The organism is Stenotrophomonas chelatiphaga (genome assembly GCF_032054965.1).
GTDB classification, from domain to species: Bacteria; Pseudomonadota; Gammaproteobacteria; order Xanthomonadales; family Xanthomonadaceae; genus Stenotrophomonas; species Stenotrophomonas chelatiphaga.
The window spans coordinates 707879-732999 of sequence record NZ_DAMBRS010000001.1; the positions used below are offsets into that span (position 1 = coordinate 707879).

21 protein-coding genes are annotated in these 25121 nt (G+C 66.8%); 5 read left to right on the forward strand and 16 right to left on the reverse strand.

Going from position 1 to position 25121, the window contains the following annotated elements; all coding sequences use genetic code 11:
- Window positions 1-109: 109 nt before the first annotated feature.
- From RTX79_RS03480 to RTX79_RS03525, 10 genes are all read right to left on the reverse strand, one after another.
- A complete protein-coding gene (locus RTX79_RS03480) occupies window positions 110-874 on the reverse strand; it encodes a heme ABC transporter ATP-binding protein (protein WP_312681871.1) in 765 nt (254 codons plus the stop codon).
- Entirely contained in the window at window positions 871-1875 is a 1005-nt protein-coding gene (locus tag RTX79_RS03485) for a FecCD family ABC transporter permease (protein ID WP_312682205.1), read from the reverse strand. Before RTX79_RS03485 ends, RTX79_RS03480 begins: the two co-directional genes overlap by 4 nt.
- 53 nt (window positions 1876-1928) lie before the next feature.
- Window positions 1929-2987, reverse strand: coding sequence for a heme/hemin ABC transporter substrate-binding protein (locus tag RTX79_RS03490; RefSeq protein WP_312681873.1), 1059 nt, complete (start codon window positions 2985-2987; stop codon window positions 1929-1931).
- A gap of 56 nt (window positions 2988-3043) precedes the next feature.
- On the reverse strand, window positions 3044-4420 hold the full coding sequence (locus tag RTX79_RS03495) for a YncE family protein (RefSeq protein ID WP_312681875.1): 1377 nt from the start codon (window positions 4418-4420) through the stop codon (window positions 3044-3046).
- A 118-nt stretch (window positions 4421-4538) separates the two neighbouring features.
- Window positions 4539-5513 (reverse strand): alpha/beta hydrolase, encoded by a 975-nt coding sequence (locus tag RTX79_RS03500; RefSeq protein WP_312681876.1) that lies wholly within the window; start codon window positions 5511-5513, stop codon window positions 4539-4541.
- A 114-nt stretch (window positions 5514-5627) separates the two neighbouring features.
- On the reverse strand, window positions 5628-6020 hold the full coding sequence (gene crcB / locus RTX79_RS03505; RefSeq protein ID WP_057507251.1) for a fluoride efflux transporter CrcB: 393 nt from the start codon (window positions 6018-6020) through the stop codon (window positions 5628-5630).
- A complete protein-coding gene (locus RTX79_RS03510; protein WP_245625262.1) occupies window positions 6020-7309 on the reverse strand; it encodes a replication-associated recombination protein A in 1290 nt (429 codons plus the stop codon). The genes crcB and RTX79_RS03510 overlap by 1 nt, the downstream gene beginning before the upstream one ends.
- A 111-nt stretch (window positions 7310-7420) precedes the next feature.
- Window positions 7421-8059, reverse strand: a complete 639-nt coding sequence (gene lolA / locus RTX79_RS03515) for an outer membrane lipoprotein chaperone LolA (RefSeq protein WP_057507253.1) — start codon at window positions 8057-8059, stop codon at window positions 7421-7423.
- Window positions 8060-8146: 87 nt separating this feature from the next.
- Complete coding sequence (locus tag RTX79_RS03520) at window positions 8147-10084, reverse strand: DUF3857 domain-containing protein (RefSeq protein WP_428695940.1); 1938 nt, start codon at window positions 10082-10084, stop codon at window positions 8147-8149.
- A 196-nt stretch (window positions 10085-10280) separates the two neighbouring features.
- On the reverse strand, window positions 10281-12635 hold the full coding sequence (locus RTX79_RS03525) for a DNA translocase FtsK (protein WP_057507282.1): 2355 nt from the start codon (window positions 12633-12635) through the stop codon (window positions 10281-10283).
- Between the two features lie 255 nt (window positions 12636-12890).
- Here RTX79_RS03525 and trxB point away from each other — a divergent pair, with 255 nt between their 5' ends.
- A complete protein-coding gene (gene trxB / locus RTX79_RS03530; protein WP_057507255.1) occupies window positions 12891-13862 on the forward strand; it encodes a thioredoxin-disulfide reductase in 972 nt (323 codons plus the stop codon).
- 55 nt (window positions 13863-13917) lie between these two features.
- Here trxB and RTX79_RS03535 read toward each other — a convergent pair whose 3' ends face one another.
- Window positions 13918-15471 (reverse strand): N-acetylmuramoyl-L-alanine amidase family protein, encoded by a 1554-nt coding sequence (locus RTX79_RS03535; RefSeq protein ID WP_312681881.1) that lies wholly within the window; start codon window positions 15469-15471, stop codon window positions 13918-13920.
- 161 nt (window positions 15472-15632) lie between these two features.
- On the opposite strand from RTX79_RS03535, the gene RTX79_RS03540 reads away from it, so the two are divergent.
- Window positions 15633-16769: a GNAT family N-acetyltransferase gene (locus tag RTX79_RS03540; RefSeq protein WP_312681882.1), complete on the forward strand. Its 1137-nt coding sequence runs from the start codon at window positions 15633-15635 to the stop codon at window positions 16767-16769.
- Between the two features lie 10 nt (window positions 16770-16779).
- Here RTX79_RS03540 and RTX79_RS03545 read toward each other — a convergent pair whose 3' ends face one another.
- Together RTX79_RS03545 and RTX79_RS03550 are read right to left on the reverse strand one after the other, a co-directional pair.
- Window positions 16780-18102 carry a glycosyltransferase gene (locus RTX79_RS03545; protein WP_312681884.1) on the reverse strand — a complete coding sequence of 441 codons (1323 nt, stop codon included), beginning with the start codon at window positions 18100-18102 and terminating at the stop codon, window positions 16780-16782.
- Between the two features lies 1 nt (window position 18103).
- Window positions 18104-19000 (reverse strand): TauD/TfdA family dioxygenase, encoded by an 897-nt coding sequence (locus tag RTX79_RS03550; protein WP_312681886.1) that lies wholly within the window; start codon window positions 18998-19000, stop codon window positions 18104-18106.
- Between the two features lie 235 nt (window positions 19001-19235).
- On the opposite strand from RTX79_RS03550, the gene aat reads away from it, so the two are divergent.
- A complete protein-coding gene (gene aat, locus RTX79_RS03555) occupies window positions 19236-19976 on the forward strand; it encodes a leucyl/phenylalanyl-tRNA--protein transferase (RefSeq protein WP_312681887.1) in 741 nt (246 codons plus the stop codon).
- Between the two features lie 8 nt (window positions 19977-19984).
- On the opposite strand, the gene RTX79_RS03560 is transcribed toward aat, so the two are convergent.
- A complete protein-coding gene (locus RTX79_RS03560; protein WP_312681888.1) occupies window positions 19985-20971 on the reverse strand; it encodes an isocyanide synthase family protein in 987 nt (328 codons plus the stop codon).
- Between the two features lie 294 nt (window positions 20972-21265).
- Here RTX79_RS03560 and infA point away from each other — a divergent pair, with 294 nt between their 5' ends.
- Entirely contained in the window at window positions 21266-21484 is a 219-nt protein-coding gene (infA, locus tag RTX79_RS03565; RefSeq protein ID WP_005409596.1) for a translation initiation factor IF-1, read from the forward strand.
- Window positions 21485-21621: 137 nt separating this feature from the next.
- Here infA and clpA read toward each other — a convergent pair whose 3' ends face one another.
- Both clpA and clpS read right to left on the reverse strand, forming a co-directional pair.
- A complete protein-coding gene (gene clpA, locus RTX79_RS03570; RefSeq protein ID WP_312681890.1) occupies window positions 21622-23901 on the reverse strand; it encodes an ATP-dependent Clp protease ATP-binding subunit ClpA in 2280 nt (759 codons plus the stop codon).
- 322 nt (window positions 23902-24223) lie between these two features.
- The gene (clpS, locus tag RTX79_RS03575) at window positions 24224-24550 is read right to left on the reverse strand and encodes an ATP-dependent Clp protease adapter ClpS (protein WP_057507263.1); all 327 of its coding nucleotides are present in this window, start codon (window positions 24548-24550) and stop codon (window positions 24224-24226) included.
- A 96-nt stretch (window positions 24551-24646) separates the two neighbouring features.
- On the opposite strand from clpS, the gene RTX79_RS03580 reads away from it, so the two are divergent.
- Window positions 24647-25120 (forward strand): hypothetical protein, encoded by a 474-nt coding sequence (locus tag RTX79_RS03580; RefSeq protein ID WP_312681892.1) that lies wholly within the window; start codon window positions 24647-24649, stop codon window positions 25118-25120.
- Window position 25121 lies beyond the last annotated feature (1 nt).

The window sequence follows — 25121 nt, forward strand, 5'->3', positions numbered from 1 at the left end:
AAAGCGTTCATCGGACTCACCACGGATTGGAGGCGCTAGTGTGCGCCTGCTGCGGGCAGATACAAGAGCTCTTTGCCATCAAAAATGGAACACTGAAGAGGGGTCAGCGTCAGGTCACCACCACCAGTGGCACCGGGCGGCGCGGGTGCTGCAGCACCAGCACATCCTGCTGGTAGACGCGGCGCAGCGTGTCTTCGGTGAGTACCTCGCGCGGGGTGCCATCGGCGGCCACCCGGCCGTGTTCCAGCAGCACGATGCGGTCGGCATGGCCGGCGGCCAGGTTGAGGTCATGCAGCACCACGATCACGCACGCGCCCTGGTCGGCCAGCGTGCGCACGCTGCGCAGCGTGCGTTCCTGGTGGCGCAGGTCCAGCGCGGCGGTCGGTTCATCCAGGAACAGCAGCGGCGTGTCCTGCGCCAGTACGCGCGCGAAGGTGGTGCGCGCCGACTCGCCGCCCGAAAGCTGCTGCACTTCGCGCTGGCGCAGGGCCTGGAGTTCGGCCGCGTCCAGCGCCGCTTCGACGCGACGCGCATCCTCGGCAGGCACTGGCGGATGCGGCAGGCGTCCCATCGCCACCACTTCTTCCACGCTGAAGGCGAAGCGCACTGCATGTTCCTGCGGCATCACCGCGCGCTGGCGCGCCAATTCCCCGGCACGCAGCGCCGACAGCGGCATGCCGGCCAGCAGTACCTCACCACTGTCCGGCTGCAGGTCACCGCAGGCCACGCCCAGCAGCGTGGACTTACCCGCCCCGTTCGGGCCGACCAGCGCGGTCACCGTGCCCGGCCCGAAGGCCAGCTCGACATCAGCCAGGATCGGCCGCTGTTGGCGCACCACGCCGACCTTCCGCAACGACAGCAGTGCACTGTTCATGCGACCCCCTTGTTGCGGCGCTGCATCACCAGCCACAGGAAGAACGGCGCGCCAAGCGCTGCCGAAAACAGCCCCAGCGGAATCTCCGACGGCGGATCCAGCGTGCGCGCGGCGGTGTCCGCCACCACGATCAACAGCGCGCCCAGCAGTCCGGACAGCGGCAACAGCCAGCGATGGCCCGGCCCGACCAGCAGCCGCGCTACGTGCGGCACCACCAGCCCGACAAAGCCGATCGACCCGGCGAACGCCACCGCCGCGCCCACCAGCAGCGCGCTGAAGGCCACCAGCCGCCGCCGCGTACGCGTGACATCCAGCCCGAGGTGCTGCGCCTGGCGCTCGCCCAGCGCCAGCATGTCCAGCGGCGTCGCCAGGCGCAGCAGGCAGAACGTGCCCACCGCGAACAGCGGGGTGACCGCGGCGACATCGCGCCAATCGGCGCTGGCCAGCGAGCCCAGCTGCCAGAACACCAGCGACTGCAGTTGCGCCTCGGTGGCTATATAGGTGAAGAAGCCGATCAGCGCCGAACAGAAGGCCGCCATCGCGATGCCGACCAGCAACAGGGTGGCGTTGCCATCGCCGCGCCCGGGACGTGCCAGCAGGTAGGTGATGCTGATCGCCGCCGCACCGCCGGCGAAGGCCGCCAGCGGGATCACCCAGCCGCCCAGTGCCGCCGCGCCCAGCACGATCGCTGCGACCGCACCCAGCGCCGCGCCTTGGCTCACCCCGACGATGCCGGGGTCGGCCAGCGGATTGCCGAACAACCCCTGCAGGCTGGCACCGGCCATCGCCAGCGATGCACCCACGATGGCACCCAGCAGCACGCGCGGGATGCGCAGCTGCCAGACCACCGCGACGTCGCGCGCGCTGGCCTGCGCGGCATCCAGCACGCCCAGCTTGACCCCGATGGCCTGCAGCACCGACAGCGGCGGCAGCCGCAGCGGTCCCACCGCGAACGACGCCAGCACCGCCAGCAGCAATGCGCCGAGCACCAACAGCAGCATCAGCTGGCCGCGGCGTCGGCGCCGGTCCCCCGGGATCCCGTGCGGCACTGCACTCATGCCGGCGGCAGCGCCGCCAACGCGCGCGCCAGCGCCAATGCACCGGCACCGGAACCCACGCTGGTGTACTTCAGTTGCAGGTCCGGCATCACCCAGACCCGGCCGGCCTGGCCGGCAGGGGTCTGCTTCAGCGTCGGATAGGCCTTCCACAGGCCCTCGGCACCGCCGAACAGCTGCAGGTCATGCGCGGTGACCAGGATCACTTCGGGGGCCGCTGCCACCACGCCTTCATTGCTGAGCGCGGAGAAATTGGCGACGCCCGCTTCGGTGCCGATGTTGAGCCCGCCCGCCAGCGCGATCAGCTTGCCCGACGCGCTGTCGGCGCCGGCCACGGTCGGTTTGCCGCCCGCGCCGGTGGCCGACACATGGATCACCCGCGGCTTGCGCGTGCTTGCCGCGGCGATCGTGGCGGCCTCGTCCAACTGCTTCTGCACGGCATCGGCCAGCGCCGCGCCTGCTCCGGCACGGCCGATCGCCGTGGCGACCTTGCGCACCTTGTCCGGTGCCGGCTGCAGGTCATCGATGATCACCGCGTCCTGGCCCACCGCACGCAGTTTCTCGGCCAGGTCACTGTGGCGACGCAGGCTGTTGCCCAGGAACAGCGAGCCGCCCAGGCTGAGCACGCCTTCCACGCCGGTGGTGCGGTTGAACAGGAACTGATGCGGCGCGGCGCGTCCGGCATCGGTGGTGGCGTTGGTGGGTGCGGCGAACACCTGGCTGCCCTGCCCCAGTGCTTCGATCACCGCGATGATGTCATCGCCACCGGCGACGATCCGGCTGGCATCGTCGACCTGCACGTCCACGCCATCGTCGGAATGCACGGTGGCCGGCAAGGTGGCCGCGCCCGCCGCAACCGACGGGACGGTCTCGCCGCCGACGACCTGCCAGCCTGCCGGCAGCGCGCCCTGCCCGGCCGCAGCACGCGGCGCGGGCGATGTCGCCGCGTCCGGGACCGGCGCGGCGGGCTCGCCACTTCCGGAACACGCGGCAAGCGCGAGGGTCAGTGCGAACGCCAATGGCAGCGTCCGGGCAGGCAGGATCCAATTCGAATTCATGGGAAAGCTCCTCCTGGACGGGGCGGCGTCAGCCGCCCCGCATCCAAGTCAACGTATCAAGGCTGGCGCAGTGCGATGCGGGTGATGCGGTCGCCTTCCGGGTCTTCGGCACCCTTGGACTTGTTCACCGCGAACACATTGCCCTTGCCATCGGCGCGCACATGGTTGGGGAAGGTGCCGCCGGCGAGATTGCCGACCACCTTGCCATCGGGATCCAGAACGGTCACCGTGCCGGCACCGCGGTTGCTGACATAGGCCAGCCCGGCGACCGGGTCGAAGGCCACGTTCAACGCACCGGCACCGACCGGCACGTCATGCAGCACGGTGCCGGCGGCCACGTCGACGATCAGCACGTTGTCGCTGCCCTGCGAGGCGACGAACAGGCGACCACGCGCTGCGTCGTAGGCCACGCCGGAGGCACTGCTTGCGTTGCCCAGCGCGATGACCTTGTCGACCTTGCCGCTGGCCACATCGATCACCGCCGCTTCCGGCGTGCCGATGCTCACGGTGAAAAGTTTGCCGGCCTGCTCATCCAGCACCAGGCTCATCGGCACGAACTTTCCGTCATCCACGCCGGAGGCCAGGGTGATCGCCTCCAGCGGCTCGAGGGTCCTGGCATCGAACACCGACAGATGGTCCTCGCCGGTTGCTGAAGCGAAGACTTTGCCGTGCACGCTGTCGACCACCACGTCGCGCGCGTGCGGCACGCTGCCGACATCGAACTGGCGCACCAGCGACAGGTCCGACTGGCGGTACACCGCCACGGTGTCCTGGCGCGTGTTGGTCACCCAGACGTTGCCGTTGGCATCGTCCACGCCCACCCCGTACACGGCGAACACGCTGTCCCCCTTGCCGCCGGGCACCTTGGCCGGGGTGATCGCCTTGACCACCTGCAGCGTGGCCGGGTCCACCTTCAGCAGCTGCGACTGGGTGACCGGCGGGCGGCCCACCGCCGAGGTCACGAACACCGCGTCGCTGGCCGCGCTGTAGGCACTCTGGTACAGCCCCTGCACCAGCTTGTTGGAGCTGCTGCTGAAGCGGTCCTGGCCGCTGAGCGCCAGCTGCGGCGACACCCGCAGGGTGGTTACCGCCGCCGCTGCCGGGCTGCTGGCGCGCGCCACCAGCGGATGCTGGCCGGGCATCGCATCGGCCGGAATGGCCAGTTCGGTCTTGAACTGGCCGTTGCCATCCACGGTCAGCGGCGCGGCGGTCAGCACGGTGTCGCCGCGCAGCAGTTCGACCTTCTGGCCGGGCACGAAATCGCTGCCGATGATCTCGGCCTTGCCACCGGCGACCGGGTTTTCGCTGCGTGCGCTCAGCTTGCCCTTGAAGCCGTTGGCCGGTGCGTCGAACACCGGTTGTGCATGGACGGCGACGGCGATCAGGATGCCGGCGGCGAGGCTGCCGAGCCGAAGCGGGGTACGGAAGGTCATGACATGCTCCTTGCATGGCATGCGCTGCAACAGCGCAGGGTGTCATTGCCTGGGCACATGCGTACGCGACGCGGGCGGCCTGGGTAGGGGAACGCGTGGCGATGGCCGCGCGCGGGATTCACGGCGTGGCGGCCTCGCCGCTGCGGTCGCTGATGCCGTACAGCGCCGACAGGGTCGCCTTGAACGACGCCGGCAACATCGGCCCGTGGCCGAGCCCGGGGAACTCGCGGTACTGCACCTGCAGGCCGGGCAGCGCGCCCAGGCGATCGCTCAGTGCATGCGCGGCATCCGGTGCGGCACCGCCGATGCGACGCAGGTGCGCGACCACGCGCGGGTTGGCCATGTCACGCACGCCGCTGTTGCCGTTGCGCTCATCGCCCCCGAGCATCACCCACAGCTGGGCCGCCTGGCCGGCGCGGTTTTCGATGAATTGTTTTTCCAGGTCGCCCAGCGGCGCGCCCTGGCTCCACCACAGCGACGGACTGGCCGCCACGTACTGCTGGAAAGCGGCCGGACGGGTGTACAGGCTGCTGAGCACGAACAGCCCGCCCAGCGAATGCCCCCACAGCGCCTGGCGCCGGGTGTCCACGCTGGCGCGACGCGCCACTTCCGGTTTGATCTGCCGCTCGATCACCTCCTGGAAGGCGAACGCGCCGCCGCCGACCACCTGCCGGGTGCCACTTTCATCATCGGCACGGTCGATCCAGGCGGTGTAGTCGCGTATGCGTTGCGCCGAATCGATACGACGCTCGTTGTCATAGCCGATCAGCACCAGCACCGGCGGCGCCGGGCTCGCGGCCAGTTCGTCCAGCATCGGCCGGTCCAGCACCATCGCCGCGGCATTGCCATCCAGCGCGTACAGCACCGGCGAAGGGGCGTTGGAGGCCTTGCCGGGAACCAGCAGATTGACGCGCCACTGGCGCTGGCCGTCGGGGCTGCCGACCACGAAACGTTCAACCCGGTAACTGCCGGCGGGCTCGTCCAGCACCGTCTGGCCCATCATCTGGTCCGGGTTGCGCTGCTGCGCATGGCTGCAGAAGGAGGCGCCGGCCAGCGCCAACAGCGCGGCAAGGCCGAAGAGACGGTGATGCATGGGGGCATGGCTCACAGCGGGATCGCTGGCCAGTCTACCAAACGCGAATGGTTCTCGCTTTCGATGCGCGTGTCAAAGTGTGTCGTCCCTGCCCAGGCACCCTGCCGCCACCTGTCAGCGCGCCGCCTCGGCCAGCCGCGCACCCAGCCATACCAGCAGCAGGCCACCCACCAGGCTGACGCCCAGGTACAGCGGCACCATGCCGCCGCGATCGCTGCGCGCGAACACCAGGGTCTCCAGCATCAGCGAAGAAAAGGTGGTCAGCCCGCCCAGCAGCCCGACCACCAGGAACGCGCGCAACAGGGTTACGTTGCCGCCCCGCTGCTGCAGCCACACCAGCAGGTAACCTGCCGCGAAAGCGCCGATGAAGTTGGCGCTCAGCGTTCCCCACGGGAAGCCCTGGCCGAAGCGCTGCAGCATGGCGTCGCCGATGACGAAGCGCAGTGCCGAGCCCAGTGCGCCGCCGGCCATCACCAGCCCGAGCTGCTGCCACCAACTGCCGCCCATCACTCGCCCGCCCCATCCCGCTTGGCCGCGCGCGCCTGTTCGCGCTGGGCACGCAGGCGGTCCAGTTTTTCCTTCAGCTTGATCTCCAGCCCGCGCGCCACCGGCTGGTAATAGACCTGTTCGCCCATCGCATCCGGGAAGCCGGTCTGGTCCAGCGCGATGCCGCCTTCCATGTCATGGTCGTACTGGTAGTCCGCGCCGTAGCCGAGGTTCTTCATCAGCTTGGTCGGCGCATTGCGCAGGTGCAGCGGCACCTCCAGCGTACCGGAGGCGCGCACCTCGGCCTTGGCCTGGTTGTAGGCGGCATAGCCGGCATTGGATTTGGCCGTGCTTGCCAGGTACAGCACCAGCTGGGCGAAGGCGAGCTCGCCTTCCGGGCTGCCGAGCCGCTCGTAGATGTCCCAGGCCTCCAGCGCCATCGACTGCGCGCGTGGATCGGCCAGGCCGATGTCCTCGATCGCCATGCGGGTCAGCCGGCGGGCCAGGTAGGACGGATCGCAGCCGCCATCGAGCATCCGCGTCAGCCAGTACAGCGCCGCATCGGGATTGGAACTGCGCACGGATTTATGCAGCGCGGAAATCTGGTCGTAGAACTGCTCGCCACCCTTGTCGAAGCGGCGGGTGCGGTCGGCCAGCACCTGGGTGAGCGTCTGCGGGGTGATCCGGCCGCCTTCGTCGACGGCCAGTTCGGCGGCGATTTCCAGCAGGGTAAGCGCGCGACGGACATCACCATCGGCGGCGCTGGCGATCTGCAGCAGCAGCGCGTCGTCCACCTGCACGCCCTCCGCGCCCAGCCCGCGTTCGCTGTCGGCCAACGCGCGCTGCAATGCTTCGACGATGTCCTGCGGCGATACCCCTTCCAGCACGTGCACGCGGCAACGCGACAACAGGGCGGAGTTCAGTTCGAAGGACGGGTTTTCGGTGGTGGCACCGACGAACACGATGGTCCCGCGTTCGATGTGCGGCAGGAAGGCATCCTGCTGGGTCTTGTTGAAGCGGTGCACCTCGTCGACGAACAGCACCGTGCGCCGGCCTTCGGCAAAGCGCTGCGCCGCTTCGGCCAGCACCTGGCGTACTTCCGGCAGGCCGGACAACACGGCCGAGATCGCGCGGAACTCGGCGTCGGCATATTCGGCCAGCAGCAATGCCAGGGTGGTCTTGCCACAGCCCGGCGGACCCCACAGGATCATCGAATGCACGCGCCCGGATTCGACCGCGCGGCGCAATGCACTCTCCGCGGCGAGCAGGCGTTTCTGCCCGACCATTTCGTCGAGGGTACGCGGCCGCATGCGCTCGGCAAGCGGCCGCAGGTGATCCCGATCCACGCTCAGCAGATCAGGGCCGGGGAATGAAGAAGTACGTTGTCTGGCCACGCGGCATTGTACCGCGCGGCCACGCGGTCATTCGCCGATGACGTCGGTACCGGCCGGCGGGGTGAAGCGGAACGTGCCGGCGGCGAAGGACGGATTGCGCTTCCAGCCGGTGAAGGCGATCACCGTGCGCTGGCCCACCGCGTCGGTGATTTCCATCTTCGCCAGGCCGCTGGCGTTGAAGCCCAGCGCGGCGTACTGGAAGCTGGCTTCGGTCTCGCGCTTGGGGGTCAGCGACAGCCACTGCAGGCCATCGCGCGGCGCGGCTTCTTCGCTCAGGTCGTACTGCTGTTCCAGCAGGGCCGGATTGATCAGCGCGGTCAGCGGGCTGTTCTGTTCTTCCTTGCCCTGCGCACGCACGGTGGCCTGCTCCAGGTCCGGTTCGTACATCCAGACCTTGCTGCCATCGGCCACGATCTGCTGCACGTGGGGGCGCTGGTACTCCCAGCGGAACAGGCGCGGCGCCGACAGCGCGACACGGCCACTGGTGGTTTCCTTGACCTTGCCACGGGTATCGAACACCTGCTGGCTGAACTGCCCATCCAGGCCCTTCAGGCCGGCGGTGAAGGTCTTCAGGTCATCACGCGCGCCGGCCCAGGCACTGGTCGAAACCAGGCACGCGGCGGCGAGCACGGAAGTAGCGAGGGTGCGGCGGAAGCTGGCGTGCATGCGGGTATCCAGAAGGAACGTGGAAGGATGGAATGAAGTGTGCCCAAAGCATCCTGAATGGGCGATCCACTGCAGCGCGCGCAGGGTTCAGCCGCCACCCTCGGCAGGGACCCGACCGTATACGATCTGCCCGCGGAAGCCACGCCGCACCTGTTGGAACAGTTCGCGGAAGGCGGCATAGTCGCCGGGCTGGCACAGCGCATCATCGCCGCGCACCGCGTTCTGGCGCAGCCGATGGCGGGCGATGACCTGCTGGCCGTCGCGCTCCCAGCGCACTGAATACTGGCCGGCCGCGTTGCTGAACTGCTGGTCGTGCGGCACTGCGATCAGCGGCACGCCCTGCGGCAGGGTCACCCGGTAGGTTTCCTGGCGCAGGCTGGCATCGCACTGGAACGGGGTGGCATTGTCCGGCGCCGAGGTCGCCGCGTAAGCGTCACGGAACGATTCCGCACCGGGCGGATCGGGCACCTGCATGCCGCCGACCAGGTTGAAATCCACGTAATCGGACGCGCTGAAATCAAAGGTGTAATTGAAGGGCTGCTGCAGCTCCTGCGGGTCGCCCTGCAGTTTCAGGCTGCCCTGCCCGTCGAAGCCGGAGGCCGCCACCATCGAGGCCTCGGCGCGGGCGCGGTTCTGCGCGTTCAAGCGCGCAAACGATGCGCGCATCCCGATTTCCGCGCTGTCGCCGGGCTGCAATCGGGTGCTGCCTTCCAGATTGCCGGCGGCATCGAACACGAAATCGGCTTCGAAGCCCATGCCATTGCGCTGGTCGTCGTTGGCGGGCGTCCGTGCCAGCGTCGCCGGGCCGGTCAGCAGCACCGGTGCGCCGAGGTCGCCGTCGGGCAGCTGGCCAGGACGCGCCCAGGCGCTGGTGGAATCCAGGTACAGATCGAATTCCGGCACGTAGGTGATGGCGTGGTTGAAGCGCCCCAGCGTCGGCACGGCCGGCAGGGTCGGTCCGCCGCCGGCGCCGATCAGCACCGCCGTGCTGTCGATGCCCTTGGCCGCCAGCAGCGCCTCCAGGATCACCACGTGGTCCTTGCAGTCGCCGTAGTGGTTGTCCAGCACGCTCTGCGCCGGGTTCGGTTCAAGCCCGCCGTTGCCGAGGTAAACCGCCACGTAGCGGATGTTGCGCGCCACCCAGCGGTACAGGGCATCCACCTGCCCGCGGCGGTCGGCGATGCCGTCGGTGACTTCGTCGGCCAATGCCTTCAGCTGCGGGGTCACCGTGGCGGCCTGCCCGGCCTTGAGCTGGTACGCGCGCGCCATCTGCGGCCACTCCGCGTAGGTGCTGGCCATGATGGTCGGGCTGAACTCCCACGGCGCGGCGGTCCAGTTCTGCGCCGGCAGCGGCGTGCCGCGGCGGTACGTCCAGCTCCAGTGGGCACGCCCTGCACGCACGGTGGGCGCATCACTGCCCTGCACGCCCCTGCTCAGCACCTTCATCGACAGGCTGGCCGGCGCGCTCAGGGTGACCTGCGCGTCGTCGTACTGGTTGAACACGCTGAAGGTTTCCCACAGCCCGAAATACCCCGGGAAGTACGGCTGCCGCTGGGTGCGGCGGGTGGCGTAGACCACGCGCGTGCCCGGCGCCAGGTTGGGAAACACGATCACCCGCACTTTGCGGTCGGCGTACATCGCCGCCGAGGCGCTGGAGTAACTTTCCTGGGTGTAGATGCGGTCGGCCGGGACGTCACGGCGCTGGCCATCGGCGGTGAGCGTGTAGGCCTCCAGCACCTCCAGCGTTTCCATTTTTTCGCTGTAGCTCAGCCGCACCTGGCTGAACTGGTCCACCGCGCTGCGGGTCTTGAGCAGGATGTCGTAGTGCTCGGCCTGGGTATTGCCGGCATCGGCGTCAACCACGTAATCGGCGCGGTAGCGGGCGAAGCTGAAGTTGTTGCTGGCCTCGACCGGCGCCGCGCCCTGCATCGGGGGCGCGGCGGGCGCGGCAGGCACCTCTACCGCCAGGGCGGATCCGAGGGGCAGCAGCAGGGCGGCCAGCAATCCGTTGCGCAGGGGTGCCATGGGGAGGGTTCCGGTTGGTCTGTGGGAGGGCGGCGGAGCGTGATCAAAAGCGTGACGACCAACGGTCGTCACCCACCAAGTCGGGTCGTCACCCACCTTGTCGGGCCATCATCCACCAGGTCGGGCCGTCCCCCACCGGGGCGGGTGGTGACCCACCGTGTCGGGTCGTCACCCGCGCGGCCAGGGACGTGCGGCATTACTTCGGCGGTGGCGGGGCCAGCACGGTGCGGTCGCCGTTGTGCTCGGGCGAGCTGACCACGCCGGCCGCTTCCATCGCCTCGATCAGGCGCGCAGCCCGGTTGTAGCCGATCTTCAGCCGGCGCTGCACGCCGGAAATCGACGCGCGGCGGGTTTCAGTCACCACCCGCAGCGCTTCGTCATACAGCGGATCGGATTCATCGCCCGACGATGCGGTTTCCGGCAGGCCACCGGCACCGACCACCACGCCGTCGCCCATGGTCTGCACTTCGTCCAGCACGCCTTCGATATAGTCGGCCGGCCCCATCGCCTTGAGGTGTTCCACCACGCGGTGGACCTCTTCGTCCGACACGAACGCGCCGTGTACGCGGTCCGGCATTGCCGTGCCCGGCGGCAGGTACAGCATGTCGCCGTGGCCGAGCAGGGTTTCGGCGCCGGACTGGTCCAGGATGGTGCGCGAATCGATCTTCGAGCTGACCTGGAAGGCGATGCGGGTCGGGATGTTGGCCTTGATCAGGCCGGTGATCACGTCCACCGACGGTCGCTGGGTCGCCAGGATCAGGTGGATGCCGGCCGCACGGGCCTTCTGTGCCAGGCGCGCGATCAGCTCTTCGACCTTCTTGCCGACGATCATCATCATGTCGGCGAATTCGTCGATGAAGATGACCACGAACGGCAGCGTTTCCAGCGGGCGCGGCGCCTCGCCCAGCTCCGGGTTCGGTTTGAACAGCGGATCCATCAACGGCTGCCCGGCGTCCTGCGCGTCCTTGACCTTCTTGTTGAAGCCGGCCAGGTTGCGCACGCCCACCGCGCTCATCAGCTTGTAGCGGCGCTCCATCTCGGCCACGCACCAGCGCAGGCCGTTGGCGGCCTCCTTCATGTCGGTGACCACCGGCGCCAGCAGGTGCGGAATGCCCTGGTAGACGCTCAGCTCGAGCATCTTCGGGTCGATCATCAGCATCCGCAGGTCTTTCGGGCTGGCCTTGTACAGCAGGCTCAGCACCATCGCGTTGACCGCCACCGACTTGCCCGAACCGGTGGTACCGGCCACCAGCAGGTGCGGCATGCGGGCCAGGTCGGCCACGGTCGGGCGGCCGGCGATGTCCTTGCCCAGGGCAAGAGTCAGCGGGCTGGTGGCCTTGTCGTATTCCTTCGAACGCAGCAGTTCGGAGAGATAGATCATCTCGCGGGTGACGTTCGGGATTTCCAGGCCGATCACCGACTTGCCGGGGATCACGTCGACCACGCGCACCGACTTGACCGACAGCCCGCGGGCGATGTCCTTGTCCAGCGTACTGATCTGGCTGACCTTGATGCCCGGCGCCGGCTCGATTTCGAAACGGGTGATCACCGGACCCGGATAGGCGCCGACCACCACCGCATCGATGCGGAAATCCTTCAGCTTGAACTCGATCTGGCGCGACAGGGTTTCCAGCGTCTCTTCGTCATAGCCCTTGGGCTGCGGCTTGGGATCGTCCAGCAGCGCCAGCGGCGGCAGGTCCGATCCGTCGCCATTGACGCCCTGGAACATCGGGATCTGGTTGTCACGCTTGGCCCGGTCACTCTTTTCGATCACCGGTTCCGGACGCGGCTCGATCTTCACCGGCTCGCGCTTGGCGCGCACTTCGGCATCGACCTTGCGCACTTCCTGGCGCTCTTCGCGCATCACCCGCGTCTGCTTCCACTCGGTGGCCTGCTCTTTCTTCTTTTCCAGCAGCGGCGCCAGCGCCATCACGCCCTTGCCGATCCTTTCCATGACCATCAGCCACGACAGCCCGGTGGCCAGGGTGATCGAGGCCAGCAGCAGCACCAGCACGAACAGATTGGCGCCCAGCGCCCCGAAGCCGACGCTCAGCGAGGAGCCCACCAGCTTGCCCAGGATGCCACCGGCCGAGGCCACGTCGGCACTGAACAGGCGCAGGTGCAGGAAGCCGGTGCCGGCAATCAGGAAGCCGACCAGGCCGACCAGCCGCAGCGCCGGGTCAAGGTCGTTCTCGCCCTTGGCCTCGCGCTTGAGGCCGAACATCGCAAACCAGGCCAGCGCGCCGAGGATCACCGGCAGCAGGAAGGCCATGTAGCCGAACAGCTGCAGCAGCACGTCGGCGATCCATGCGCCGGCGCGGCCGCCCATGTTGTTGACCGGCGCCACGATGCTGCCGGTGTGCGACCAGCCCGGGTCGGTCGCCGAATAGGTGAACAGGCTGGCCACCAGGTACAGCAGCGCCGGGGCCACGGCGATCAGACCAAGATCGCGCCACAAGCGCTGCCGCGTGGGGTTTTCAGACGGAGACGGATCGCGGCGACGGGCTTTGCCTTCGCTCGATCGGCTGCGTTCGGGGACCTGCTTCGCCACCTTGGACACTACCTTTGGAATACGCTGTTAGTGGTTGATAATAAACGAAGCGCGTCGGTTTTCCGTCACCGCTGGCTGACCGCGGTACGCCATGGCTTGGCAGGTACCGTCGAAGACGGCCTGACCGGCCCGGCGCATCGCCGCGTTCCAGGCGTGCGGGTTGAAACCCCCTGCCCCTGCCATCACTCTATGGTCTGCCCCCAGCGCGCGCAAACCGTCGCCGCGCCTTGATCCCCTTACCTTTCGCGAGTCTACATGAGCACCACGCTGCCCTCCCGCCATCAGAAGCTTGTCATCCTCGGTTCCGGCCCGGCCGGCTGGACTGCCGCCGTCTACGCGGCCCGCGCCAACCTCAAGCCGGTGGTGATCACCGGGTTGCAGCAGGGCGGCCAGCTGATGACCACCACCGAGGTCGACAACTGGCCGGGCGACGCCCATGGCCTGATGGGCCCGGACCTGATGGCGCGCATGCAGGCCCACGCCGAGCGCTTCGAAACCGAAGTGATCTTCGACCACATCCACACCGCCGACCTGTCCCAGCGCCCGTTCAAGCTGATCGGCGACAGCGCCGAATACACCTGTGATGCGCTGATCATCTCCACCGGCGCGACCGCCAAGTACCTGGGCATCCCGTCCGAAGAGACCTTCAAGGGCCGCGGCGTGTCCGCCTGCGCCACCTGCGACGGCTTCTTCTACCGTGACCAGGACGTGGTGGTGGTCGGCGGCGGCAACACCGCCGTGGAAGAAGCGCTGTACCTGTCCAACATCGCCCGCAAGGTCTACCTGGTCCATCGCCGCGACACCCTCAAGGCGGAAAAGATCATGCAGGACAAGCTGTTCGCCAAGGTCGCCGCCGGCAAGATCGAAACCGTCTGGCACCACCAGGTGGACGAAGTGCTGGGCAACGACGCCGGCGTGACCGGCGTGCGGGTGAAGTCGGTGCAGGACGGCAGCACGCGTGACATTGAAGCCCATGGCTTCTTCGTGGCGATCGGCCACCATCCGAACACCACCCTGTTCGACGGCCAGCTGGCGATGAACCACGGCTACCTGGAAATCCGTTCCGGCCTGGGCGGCAATGCCACCCAGACCTCGGTGGAAGGCGTGTTCGCCGCGGGCGACGTGGCTGACCAGCACTACCGCCAGGCGATCACCTCGGCCGGTTTCGGCTGCATGGCCGCGCTGGATGCCGAGCGCTACCTGGACGCGCAGGGCAAGGCGAGCTGAAGCACGCCGCCGCGTGAGCGTGAAAAGGCCGGCCTTTGCGCCGGCCTTTTCTGTTTCACGGCAGCCTGCGTGCCGTGGCAGCCTGTGCATCGCCAACGTGCGCTGCAGGTGACGCGAGCACTCCCGAACCGCGTACGCACTGCACGATGTGCCGGACCGGCGGAGATTTCACCCCGTCGTCGTCGACCATCCGGGTGTCCCAGTAGATCGGCGCGCTCCCTGCATTTTCGCATCGCAGGGTGATCTGGGCAGGCTTGCTGTCCGGGTCAGGCAGCGTCACCGCACCATCGGTGCACTTCCATCCGGGAGGGCACGCAACGTTCTTTGTCTCGATCACGACGGGGTACTGGGGAAAGCCAGCAAAGGCCAGGTCGACCACCTGGGACTGGCCAGCCGCCACGCGGATGGTGGCAATGGGATCGACCTTCAACGGGTTGCAGCCCTTGCCCTCGCGCCAGAGGCGGTAGCCCTTCTCGACACCTTTCATCGACGCTTCCCGGAAGACGGGGTCCTGCAGGGCGAGGGCGTCCTCGGGGTTGGAGTGGTAGGCGACCTCAACGATGACCGAGGGCATCAGCCCGATCCTGTTCTCACCGTGGCGTCCGAACTTCGCTGGACCACGAATCGGGAAGTTTTCATACCCTTCCTGCCCTGTTATCAACTCTTCCGTGTAGCACAGGATGCTGTCTGCAAGGGGCCGATCCTGCGGTTTGTCTTCGTGATAATAAACCTCCAGTCCCCGCACGTGGTCTCGATCGCTGCCATTGGTGTGGATGCTGAACAACGCGTCGGCCTGAATGAAGTTCGCATATTTGGGTCTGGCACGAATATCTTCCTTGAGCTCTCGATCGTCACTGCTATCGCCTGGGAGGCTGTGCCATATGTCAGTCTCCTCGGGATACAGGGCCTTAAAGTTGTAGCGAGCAGACATATGGTCCCAAGGCTGATGTGATTCAGCGTGATCGGCCGGGTCGTGGCGTCGGGCGAGCCTGACTGTCATTGAACTTCGGCTGGCAAGGTATCCATTGAGGGCCTCAGCGTACGGCGGGGTGACAAGGTCTTCCAGGATTCCGTTCATCAAATCACGCTGAAAAACCCATGCCTTGCTCCCGTGGTTGAAGTAGAGGCCGTGGCTTGCGGACACCACTGCCAGTCCACCACTGCGTCGCTGAAGCCGGGAAAGACCGGGACCCCATTTGGCCGGCACGTAGGGAAAGTAGTGGTCGTACGGCTTGCCCTGGTAAAGGGCCCGAAACTGGGTCTCACGAGGCATCCCGGAGTTCCTTGCATAGTGAAGCAGGGTGCTGCCGAGTTCCTGTTCGAGCCGCTCGTTGCTTAGGTCCTCATCGGTCAATGCTCCGGGGCCGAAATCCGCGTACACGATGCCAGCCTCCAGGTCGGCCCAACTGCGCACCGTGATGTTGAAACCGCCTTCCTCGGGGTGAGCGCGGACAAAGTTATCAACATAGTCCTGGGCCTCCTTCTGAAGCATTTCGTCCAGCTTCGCATCGCGCGCCGAAGACGCTCCAGCCCACGCGCTGAAGCAACCCAATGCACTCATCGCTCCCAACACCACTCCCCACGCCAAGTTCATTCTTCCTGCACCCATCCCACCGCTCCTTCCTGCCAACCAGAACGGCCAGCGCCCTTCATCCAAGCTGCCAGCAAACGTTGGCCTCAGAGGTGCGCAACATCACGGCATTCGGCGAATCGATGGCGATGGACCAATGGAGCTCACGGAACAGATAACGGTTGCTCTATCCTGTCCCCATGCCGCAGATCCGCTTCCTCGAAGACCTCCAGACGCTCACTGCGTCCCAATGGGACGCCCTCCACGACGGCAGCAATCCGTTCGTCAGCCACGCCTTCCTGTTCGGCCTGGAGCAGTACGGCTGCCTGCGCGAGGACTGGGGCTGGCGTCCGCAGCACCTCACCCTGTGGGAAGGCGAAACACTGGCAGGCGCCATCCCCGGCTACCTGAAGGAGAACTCGCACGGCGAGTTCGTGTTCGACCATGCCTGGGCCAATGCCTATGCCCGTCACGGCCGCGACTACTACCCCAAGTGGCTGGGCGCGGTGCCTTACTCACCGGTCACCGGACCTCGCCTGCTGACCCGTGACCCTGGCATGCGTGCGGCCCTGCTGGCCGCGCTGGTCCAGGCCCTGCCCGGGCTCGGCGTGTCCTCCGCCCACATCAACTTCCATCGCGGACACGAGGACGGCGACTTCAGCGAGGCCTGGCTGCTGCGCGAAGACATCCAGTTCCAGTGGCAGAACCCGGGTCAGTGGCGGACGTTCGAGGACTTCCTCGGTGCGATGAACCACAAGCACCGCAAGAACATCCGCCAGGAGCGCAGCAAGGTAGCGCGGCAGGGCATCAGCCTGCGCACCGTGCATGGCGACCAGGCTACTCGTGCGGACCTGCAGGCGATGTACCGGTTCTACCTGCAGACTTTCCTGGAATACGGCAACGCCCCGGCCCTGACCGAGCCGTTCCTGCGCCATCTGGCCACCTCACTGGGGCGCGGGCTGGTGCTGTTCCTGGCCGAGCAGGACGGCGAACCGATCGCCGGCGCGCTGTGCCTGCGCGGCGGCGACACCCTGTATGGCCGTTACTGGGGCGGTGCCACCCTGCCCGGCCTGCACTTCGAAGCCTGCTATTACCAGGGCATCGAGTACTGCCTGCGCGAAGGCCTTGCCCGGTTCGAACCCGGCGCGCAGGGTGAGCACAAGCTCGCGCGGGGGTTCCTGCCGACGCTGGTACGCAGCCGGCATTGGATGGCCGACGCTGACTTCAGCGACGCCCTGAAGGAATGGTGCCTGCACGAGCGCGCCGATGTCGGGCGGTACCGCGAGGAACTGCTGCAGCACACGCCCTTCCGGCTGGCCGATCTGGCCGCCCCGTAACGCCCTGCCATCACGCCGCGGAACCCCCGCGCGCCGCCATCAGGCGGGCAAGCTGCCGGGACACGCATTCCAACGCATCAAGGCATCCGCCCTGCGCTGCGATCGCCACGGCACGATCCCGGTAGCCCGGGCAGGACAGTACGCTGGTAACCGCCCGCTGGATATCACCCGTGGCGGGGGTCGAGGTGCCCAGATTGATGCCGCAGCCTGCCATCACTGTCCGGGTGCCGACTTCGGACTTGTCCTCACCCTCCCCGGCAACGACCAGCGGCACTCCTGCAGCGAGGGCGTACTGCACCGTCCCATAGCCCCCATTGGTCACCACGACCGCAGCGGCGGGCAGCCAGTGGGCGAAGGGAATGAAGGGCCTTACCCTGGCATTGCCTGGCACCCGCAGTGCACCATGTTCCCTGCCCCCGGTGGTGGCGAGCACGCGCAGCGGAAGATGCTCCAGCGCCCGCAGCGTGGGACCGATCAACTGCTGCAGATCCTTGTTCGCCAGCGTGCCCTGGGACACGATCACCAGCGGCCGGCCATCGTCACTGTCCCACAACGCCTGGACCTCATCGGGTCCGCTGGTCGGGAAGGGCAGCGGCCCTGCCAGCGTGACGTGCCCGGGAAGGTCGATGCGCTGGTACTCGAAGCCCGGCGTCGAGAGCTGCACGCAGGCATCGGCATCTAGGATCATGTGATCGGTGAACGATCGATCCAGTGGCGCAGCGCCAGAGCGCAGCATCGCGGCATTGAACGCGGCATGGATGCGCTGCAGGCTCGCCGATTCCGTTTCGGTGCGCAGCTCCAGTGCGCGAAGCGCAGGCGGCAGGACGGCGGGCGGAATGCGCGGCCCGAAGAACATCGCGTCGTTGGTGGAAAGCGCCAGTGGCGTGACGCCGATCATGATCATGGCGGGCCGGCTGTGTCTGCGCAGCAGGGGCAGGATGCCGGTGAACAGCGAGTCGTAGACAACGGCCTGAATGCTGTGGATGTCGATGAGCGCCCGGAGCTGCGCACTAGTCACCGGAATCGACGCCGCGAAAACATGCTCCAGCGCGAACGCCATCTGCTCATCCCCGACAGGCAATGCGTTGTATTCGGTCGTTTCAGGGCAGTCCCCCTGTGCATTTTCAACCGTGACCGATGGGTCGCGATAGTCGAAGTCAGCAGCCTCGTCCAGGGCGATGAAACGACAGCCGTCGCGCTCTACGTCCTCGCGGAACAGCGCGCCGGTCAGGAGCGTCACCGCGTGTCCATGGGCCTGCAGATGCCTGGCGACGCTCCGCATCGGCCCCACGTGCCCAGGCGTCGGGACTGCGCATACCAGGATGCTGGCCATTTCATTGGCCTCCAGCCGCTTCGGGCCTGCCCGGCGGCGCAGAAGGAGGGGCCAGCCCGTCCGCGATCGGCAGGTTGAGCGCCATCGGTTCGGCGTGGACCTGCACCCGCCAGAGCGTGCGTCGGCTACCCGGCGTGAACCGGTCCCGGCCATGCAGGACGGCGAAATTGTCCGCGATCATCAGGTCACCGTCCTCCCACGCGTGCGCAAGGCAGCAGTCGTCTGCCAGCAGATGCGAGGCCAGGTCGTCCTCAAAAGCCGTCACTTCCGACGATGCAATCCCGTGCCAGATCCGCACAGGCTCATTCAACAGCGGGGCGGACGCGGTATAGGGACCATCCAGGCGGATCACGTCTTGGCCAGTGAGTGGATGCTGCGCGATCAACGGCGAGTGCGCCGCGCCACTGTAATGAACGCGACCGCCCTTCAGGTACGTCACGCTGACCTGTCTCCATCGCTCAAGCGTCTGCCGGCCGGCCTGTCTCGCCACCCGCCGTGTGTCAACGACCCGCGTGCGCCCGCCCTCGCCCTCCCGGGGCGCACGTGCGCAATAGAGCATCATGAACTCCGGAGTCGCCTCCCGGTACATCCCATCCCAATGCAGCGGAAGGCGGCCGCTGTCATACACCGCATCGCGTGGCGAGGGCCGTTCCTCGACTTCGAGAACGGATCCGAACGACCAGGGCATCACCGGCCCCCAGGCGGACGCAAAGCGGCTCAAGGCCTCCTTGTCGGCGAATCTGCTGCCCACCCCACGCAGGATGACGACAGCGTGCTGGCGCACCAAGGCGCGCAACGTATCGATACCGGAGTCCATCAGCGCCCGCGCCCGGTCCGCCGGGAGCGCGATGCCGAAGGGGGATAGCGGCGCTTCGCCGGTGTGCTTCTCGCTGTGCATCGGTGTCTTTCTCGTGGGAACCCGTGGAGGGTCAGCCTGCGATGAAGGCGTCGAGCAGAAACAGGGGCTGGCGCGCCACATCAGCCGTACCACTCGCCAGCGCGAAAAACGCAGGCGCAACCTATTGATCAGCGCCCGCACGCGTCCGCTCGACGCCCCTCGCGCGTGCACCTATCCTTGGACCATCATTGAATCCTGCGGGCCGGAGCATGCCTCACCACAACGACGCCGGACGATGAGCCGGCACCTGCCCTGGCGGCTGGCGAGCGACCCCGCCGCCGCCTTTCCCCCCGCCGAGACCGCACTGCGCCAACCCGACGGCCTGCTGGCCATCGGCGGCGACCTTTGCCCCCAGCGGCTGCTGAACGCTTATGCGGAGGGTGCGTTCCCATGGTTCAGCCAGGGTGAGCCGATCCTGTGGTGGTCACCCGATCCGCGCACGGTGTTCGCCACCGATGGCGTGCATCTTTCGCGCAGGTTCCGCAGGCAGCTGCGAGCCCTGGATTGGGACGTGACGGCCGACACCGCCTTTGACCAGGTCATCCGCGCCTGCGCCTCGGTGCCGCGACCCGGGCAGGACGGCACGTGGATCGGCACGGACATGATCCACGCCTACACGGAGCTGCATCGACTGGGGCACGCACACTCGGTCGAAGTATGGGAGGGGCCGGAGCTTGTTGGCGGCATCTATGGCGTAGCGCTGGGCAGGATGTTCTTCGGCGAAAGCATGTTCAGCGCGCGCAGCGGGGGCTCCAAAGCGGCCTTGGCGGTGCTGGCCAGGCGGCTCCACGACTGGGGCGCGCCGCTGATGGATGCACAGGTGCAGAACCCTCACCTGATGCGGATGGGCGCAACACAATGGCCGCGCGCCCGTTTCCTGGCACACGTGCGGCAGGCCATCCAGCAGCCGATGCTGCCCGGCAACTGGTCGGCGGCAGTGGCCCGGCTTCCGGTGCGGCATTACCTCCCCGACTGAGGGCGGACTCAGGCCGCGGCACGATCCTGGAGCACGCGGCGACGTTGGTCCGGCCATACGCGGTAGTGGCTGGGACGTCCCTCCACGTGGACCAGCCTTGCGCCCTGGTTCTCAGCCTGGTGCCGTTTCATCAGCACGGTGCGATCGCCGAGATCCACCGCCACGGCATGCCAGGGCGTCAGCCAGGCATCAGCGGTGGGCAGCATGTGGATGCCCAGCTTGTCGCTGCCATGCGCCTGCGGATGGATGGACAGGCGAAGCGAGCGCGGGAAGCGCTGCTGCAGAAAGTTGCCCCAGGCCAAGCTGTGCTGGATGACCTGATAGGCACGCGACTTGGCGTGACGCTGTATCTGCGTTGCACTTCGAGGGTCATCCGGACGCCAGTCGTCTTCGGCCATGAACCGGATGATGCCGCGCAGCTGCCGCAGCCCGCCGTCCGTCCGCAGCAGCTCACTGCGGATGTCAGCCAATGGGTGGCCGTGCCGCATCATCAAGGCAGCGCGGCGTTGTTCCGGCGTAGGCGCAGCCGTCCCATGCAGATGCTCCCCGTCAAGCAGGCAGAAGGTGTCCAGATGCCGCAGCCCACGGCGGGCGATCATGTCCTTGATACCGGCCTGGTACTGGTCGATGACCGGGTCGCTGACGCCGATGGTGGGCCCGAATACATGGCCATCCGAACAGATCGTCAGGCGGGCGCCAGCAGGGTGGATCGCGGCGATGCGGGCGCACAGCCGTTCCAGTGCATCCAGCGACAACGCTTCGGCCAGGTCAGGCAGCGTTCCCAGCACCTTTCGACGGGAGGGCGATTTGGCGGGGAAGGCAGGGAGGACCATGTGCACGGCCTCCCCCGCCTGGACGAAGTCGCGTAGTCGCGCCATCAGCGGATCGGACAAGGCGGGGGCGAGGGTGCCTGACCGGTCGCAGCGCTGGTGACGTGCCAGCCTCTGCGCAATGTCATGGACACGGGTTTCGGCTGCGTCTCGAGGAGGTCTCATTGCTCGGTTTCCCTTACAGCGGCGTCGCGCCGGGTAGCCTGCACGTAGACGGCCTGGGCGCTTTGGCGGATGAATCCTGTGATGAGAGGCACGTTAGCAACGAGGTGCAGGGCTCGGAATAGTTCAACCCGGCAAATCCTGACCCTGCAGACAGACAGTGGCGGGCGGCTCCGGGGAAGGGGCATATCCCGCAACAGGGTGACGGTTAACGCAATCTTTGCAAAAACGGGCACATGTGCGTAAAATGCAGCGGCTTAGGCCCCCGTGGCCGCTCTCTGAACCGCACAGGATTACATGTCGAAAGACGACTCCATCGAGTTCGAAGGCACCGTCAGCGAGACGCTGCCGAACACGACGTTCCGCGTCCGCCTGGAAAATGGTCATGAAATCATTGCCCATATCTCCGGCCGCATGCGCAAGAACTACATCCGCATTCTGACCGGTGACCGGGTCAAGGTTGAAATGACCCCGTACGACCTGACCAAGGGCCGTATCACCTACCGCATGAAGTAAGCGGTCCGACGCATCCGCGTCGACGAGAAAGGCCAGCCATCGAGCTGGCCTTTTGGCGTTGCTTCAGATTAGATCCGGGAGGGTCAGGAGGGGTCAGCGTCCTTCCGCTGCGCGCAAGGACCCCGACCCCGCCCCCCTTATACCGTGGCCGGCAACAGACGCTCCGGTTCCGGGAAGGTTTCCACCACCAGTTCGTTGTCGCGCACGTCGATGCTGACCCTGCCGCCGTTGACCAGCTTGCCGAACAGCAGCTCGTCGGCCAGCGGACGCTTGACCTTGTCCTGGATGACACGGGCCATCGGGCGTGCGCCCATCAGCGGATCGAAACCGTGCTGGGCCAGCCAGTCGCGCGCGGTCGGCGTGGCCGACAGGCTGACGTGCTTTTCCTGCAGCAGCATTTCCAGCTCGATCAGGAACTTGTCGACCACGCGCAGGATGTGCTCGAAGCCCAACGCCTGGAACTGCACCACCGCATCCAGCCGGTTGCGGAACTCCGGGGTGAAGCTGCGGCGGATGGTTTCCATCGCGTCGGTCGCATGATCCTGCTTGGTGAAGCCGATCGAACGCCGTGACGCCTGCGCGGCACCGGCATTGGTGGTCATCACCAGCACCACGTTCTTGAAGTTGGCTTCGCGTCCGTTGGTATCGGTCAGCACGCCGCGGTCCATGACCTGCAGCAGGATGTTGAAGATATCCGGGTGCGCCTTTTCGATTTCGTCCAGCAGCAGCACGCAGTGCGGCGTCTTGACGATCTTTTCGGTCAGCAGGCCACCCTGGTCGAAGCCCACGTAGCCCGGAGGCGCACCGATCAGGCGACTGATCGAATGCCCTTCCATGTACTCGGACATGTCGAAGCGGACCAGCTCGATCCCCAGCTGCAGGGCCAGCTGCTTGGTGACCTCGGTCTTGCCGACACCGGTGGGGCCGGCGAACAGGAAGTTGCCGATCGGCTTTTCCGGGTTGGCCAGGCCGGAGCGGGCCAGCTTGATCGCCGAAGACAGCGTTTCGATGGCCGGATCCTGGCCGAAGATCACCATCTTCAGGTTGCGCTCCAGGTGCTTGAGCACGTCCTTGTCGGTGGCGCTGACCTGCTTGGCCGGGATGCGCGCCATCTTGGCCACGATCGCCTCGATCTCCTCGATGTCGATCAGCTCCTTGCGCTGCCCTTCCGGCATCAGGCGCTGCCTCGCGCCGGCCTCGTCGATGACGTCGATCGCCTTGTCCGGCAACAGGCGGTCGCCGATATGCTTGACCGACAGGTCAACGGCGGCCTGCAGTGCATCATCGGCATAGGTCACGCCGTGGTGCTCTTCGTACTTCGGCTTCAGCCCCTGCAGGATCTCGTAGGTTTCGCCCACGGTCGGTTCGACGATGTCGATCTTCTGGAAGCGCCGCGCCAGCGCACGGTCCTTTTCGAAGATGCCGCGGTATTCCTGGAAGGTGGTGGAGCCGATGCAGCGCAGGTCGCCGGAGGCCAGCGCCGGCTTGATCAGGTTGGAGGCATCCATGGTGCCACCGGACGCCGAACCGGCGCCGATGATGGTGTGGATCTCATCGATGAACAGCACCGCATTGGGCACCTTCTTCAACGAGGTCAGCACGCCCTTCAGGCGCTTTTCGAAGTCGCCGCGGTACTTGGTGCCCGCCACCAGCGCGCCCAGGTCCAGCGAGTAGATGACCGCATCGGCGAGCACCTCCGGCACCGAGCCTTCGACGATCCGGCGCGCCAGGCCTTCGGCGATGGCGGTCTTGCCCACGCCGGCTTCGCCGACGTACAGCGGGTTGTTCTTGCGACGGCGGCACAGCACCTGGATGGTGCGCTCGATTTCGTCGGCACGGCCCACCAGTGGGTCGATGCGGCCGTTGCGGGCCTGCTCGTTGAGGTTGCTGGCGAACTCGGCCAGCGCATCGCCCTTGCCTTCGCCCTCCCCGCCTTCAGCGCGGCCCTCGGGATCGGCCGGCGAGGCCGACTCGCCCTCCTCGCCCAGCTTGGCGATGCCGTGGGACAGGTAATTGACTACGTCCAGCCGGGTGACGTCCTGCTGGTTGAGATAGTAGACAGCGTGCGAATCCTTCTCGCCGAAGATCGCCACCAGCACATTCGCGCCGGTGACTTCCTTCTTGCCCGAGGACTGCACGTGGTAGACCGCGCGCTGCAATACGCGCTGGAAGCCCAGGGTGGGCTGGGTGTCGCGCCCGTCGTCTTCGGCAAGCCGCGAAACCGACGCTTCGATGGCCTGCTCCAGCTCCTGGCGCAAGCGTTCGGCGTCGGCACCGCACGCCTTCAGGACGGCCTGGGCCGAGGGGTTGTCCAGCAGCGCCAGCAACAGGTGTTCGACGGTCATGAATTCATGCCGCGCTTCCCGTGCCCGCTTGTAGCACTGGCCAATGGTGTGTTCGAGGTCTTTGCTGAACATGCTCTACTCCGGCGGCAGTTGAAGACGATATGCGGCCTGACCACACGTTTTCCATCACCCTAGCGGAACTGCCCGTTCATACGGCGTTAGCATGCCGTCGCGCGCCTGGCGAAGGTGATTCCACCATAACCTAAACCGGATCCCCGCCGGGTGCTGGCTTTCAGCCAACGCACACGCACGATGAGGCGATGGGCGGCCAGCCGCGCCGCAAACCAAGGCAGGACAGGCGCATCACCGACGCCAGCTGCGTCGTCGCCGCGACGTCCGATCGTGCCGTGGATGGAACGCACCGGACTACCACGCAGCGGTCATGGCCGCCCGATCAGGCCTTTTCCATCGTGCACAGCAGCGGATGCTGGTTCATCCGGGCATATTCGTTGACCTGCGCCACTTTGGTTTCGGCCACTTCGCGGGTGAACACACCGCAGATGCCGCGGCCCCGGGTATGCACGTGGAGCATCACCTGGGTGGCCCGGTCCAGGTCCAGGTTGAAGAACTGCTGCAGCACATCGACCACGAAATCCATCGGGGTGTAGTCATCGTTCAACAGCATCACCTGGTAGAACGGCGGGGGGGCGACCTCCGGGCGGGCCGGTTCAAGCAGCACGCCGTGGTCGGAATGGGATTCGTGGGAAGTCTCGCGAGGCATCCGCTTATTATAGTGGCTGGCTTGGCCGGATTGGACGGCAAGCCGACGCGCCTTCACAATCTGCGGGACTCCCTGCATCACCTTCACAGGATTCTCATGGAAAGGACGCTTCGCTCCGCCCTGCTGCTGGCTGTCGCCGCCATGGCGGCCCCCTCCTTCGCCGCCGAGCCGGACAAGGCCATCGGACGCCATCTCGACAAGCTGGGCTACCCCTACGAAATCGACGAGGACGGCGACTATCGCATGGTGTTCGACATGGAAGGCGACCGCACCCAGCTGGTCTATGTGCGTTCGGTGGTGGAAGAATTCGGCAGCCAGCACGTGCGCGAGATCTGGTCGCCCGGCTACCAGGCGAGCACCGACCAGTTCCCGGTGGCCGTGGCCAACCGCCTGCTCGAAGATGCGCAGGATGCGAAAATGGGCGGCTGGGTGAAGCAGGACAAGATCGCAATGTTCGTGGTGAAGGTGGATGCCGATGCGTCTGCGGAAGCACTGGACGATGCCATCGAAGCGGCCAGCCGGACCGCCGATGCGATGGAACTGGAACTGACCAAGCAGGACGAATACTGAA

What these genes read in the sequence shown, in the direction of transcription:
- RTX79_RS03545 (WP_312681884.1), bottom strand. Translation starts at nt 18,102, where the DNA reads ATGGCCAGCATCCTGGTATGCGCAGTCCCGACGCCTGGGCACGTGGGG.
- RTX79_RS03580 (WP_312681892.1), top strand. Translation starts at nt 24,647, where the DNA reads ATGGAAAGGACGCTTCGCTCCGCCCTGCTGCTGGCTGTCGCCGCCATG.
- RTX79_RS03540 (WP_312681882.1), top strand. Translation starts at nt 15,633, where the DNA reads ATGCCGCAGATCCGCTTCCTCGAAGACCTCCAGACGCTCACTGCGTCC.
- trxB (WP_057507255.1), top strand. Translation starts at nt 12,891, where the DNA reads ATGAGCACCACGCTGCCCTCCCGCCATCAGAAGCTTGTCATCCTCGGT.
- clpA (WP_312681890.1), bottom strand. Translation starts at nt 23,901, where the DNA reads ATGTTCAGCAAAGACCTCGAACACACCATTGGCCAGTGCTACAAGCGG.
- RTX79_RS03535 (WP_312681881.1), bottom strand. Translation starts at nt 15,471, where the DNA reads ATGGGTGCAGGAAGAATGAACTTGGCGTGGGGAGTGGTGTTGGGAGCG.
- infA (WP_005409596.1), top strand. Translation starts at nt 21,266, where the DNA reads ATGTCGAAAGACGACTCCATCGAGTTCGAAGGCACCGTCAGCGAGACG.
- aat (WP_312681887.1), top strand. Translation starts at nt 19,236, where the DNA reads ATGAGCCGGCACCTGCCCTGGCGGCTGGCGAGCGACCCCGCCGCCGCC.
- RTX79_RS03485 (WP_312682205.1), bottom strand. Translation starts at nt 1,875, where the DNA reads ATGCTGCTGTTGGTGCTCGGCGCATTGCTGCTGGCGGTGCTGGCGTCG.
- RTX79_RS03500 (WP_312681876.1), bottom strand. Translation starts at nt 5,513, where the DNA reads ATGCATCACCGTCTCTTCGGCCTTGCCGCGCTGTTGGCGCTGGCCGGC.
- lolA (WP_057507253.1), bottom strand. Translation starts at nt 8,059, where the DNA reads ATGCACGCCAGCTTCCGCCGCACCCTCGCTACTTCCGTGCTCGCCGCC.
- RTX79_RS03550 (WP_312681886.1), bottom strand. Translation starts at nt 19,000, where the DNA reads ATGCACAGCGAGAAGCACACCGGCGAAGCGCCGCTATCCCCCTTCGGC.
- RTX79_RS03480 (WP_312681871.1), bottom strand. Translation starts at nt 874, where the DNA reads ATGAACAGTGCACTGCTGTCGTTGCGGAAGGTCGGCGTGGTGCGCCAA.
- clpS (WP_057507263.1), bottom strand. Translation starts at nt 24,550, where the DNA reads ATGCCTCGCGAGACTTCCCACGAATCCCATTCCGACCACGGCGTGCTG.
- RTX79_RS03560 (WP_312681888.1), bottom strand. Translation starts at nt 20,971, where the DNA reads ATGAGACCTCCTCGAGACGCAGCCGAAACCCGTGTCCATGACATTGCG.
- RTX79_RS03490 (WP_312681873.1), bottom strand. Translation starts at nt 2,987, where the DNA reads ATGAATTCGAATTGGATCCTGCCTGCCCGGACGCTGCCATTGGCGTTC.
- RTX79_RS03510 (WP_245625262.1), bottom strand. Translation starts at nt 7,309, where the DNA reads ATGCGGCCGCGTACCCTCGACGAAATGGTCGGGCAGAAACGCCTGCTC.
- crcB (WP_057507251.1), bottom strand. Translation starts at nt 6,020, where the DNA reads ATGGGCGGCAGTTGGTGGCAGCAGCTCGGGCTGGTGATGGCCGGCGGC.
- RTX79_RS03520 (WP_428695940.1), bottom strand. Translation starts at nt 10,084, where the DNA reads ATGGCACCCCTGCGCAACGGATTGCTGGCCGCCCTGCTGCTGCCCCTC.
- RTX79_RS03495 (WP_312681875.1), bottom strand. Translation starts at nt 4,420, where the DNA reads ATGACCTTCCGTACCCCGCTTCGGCTCGGCAGCCTCGCCGCCGGCATC.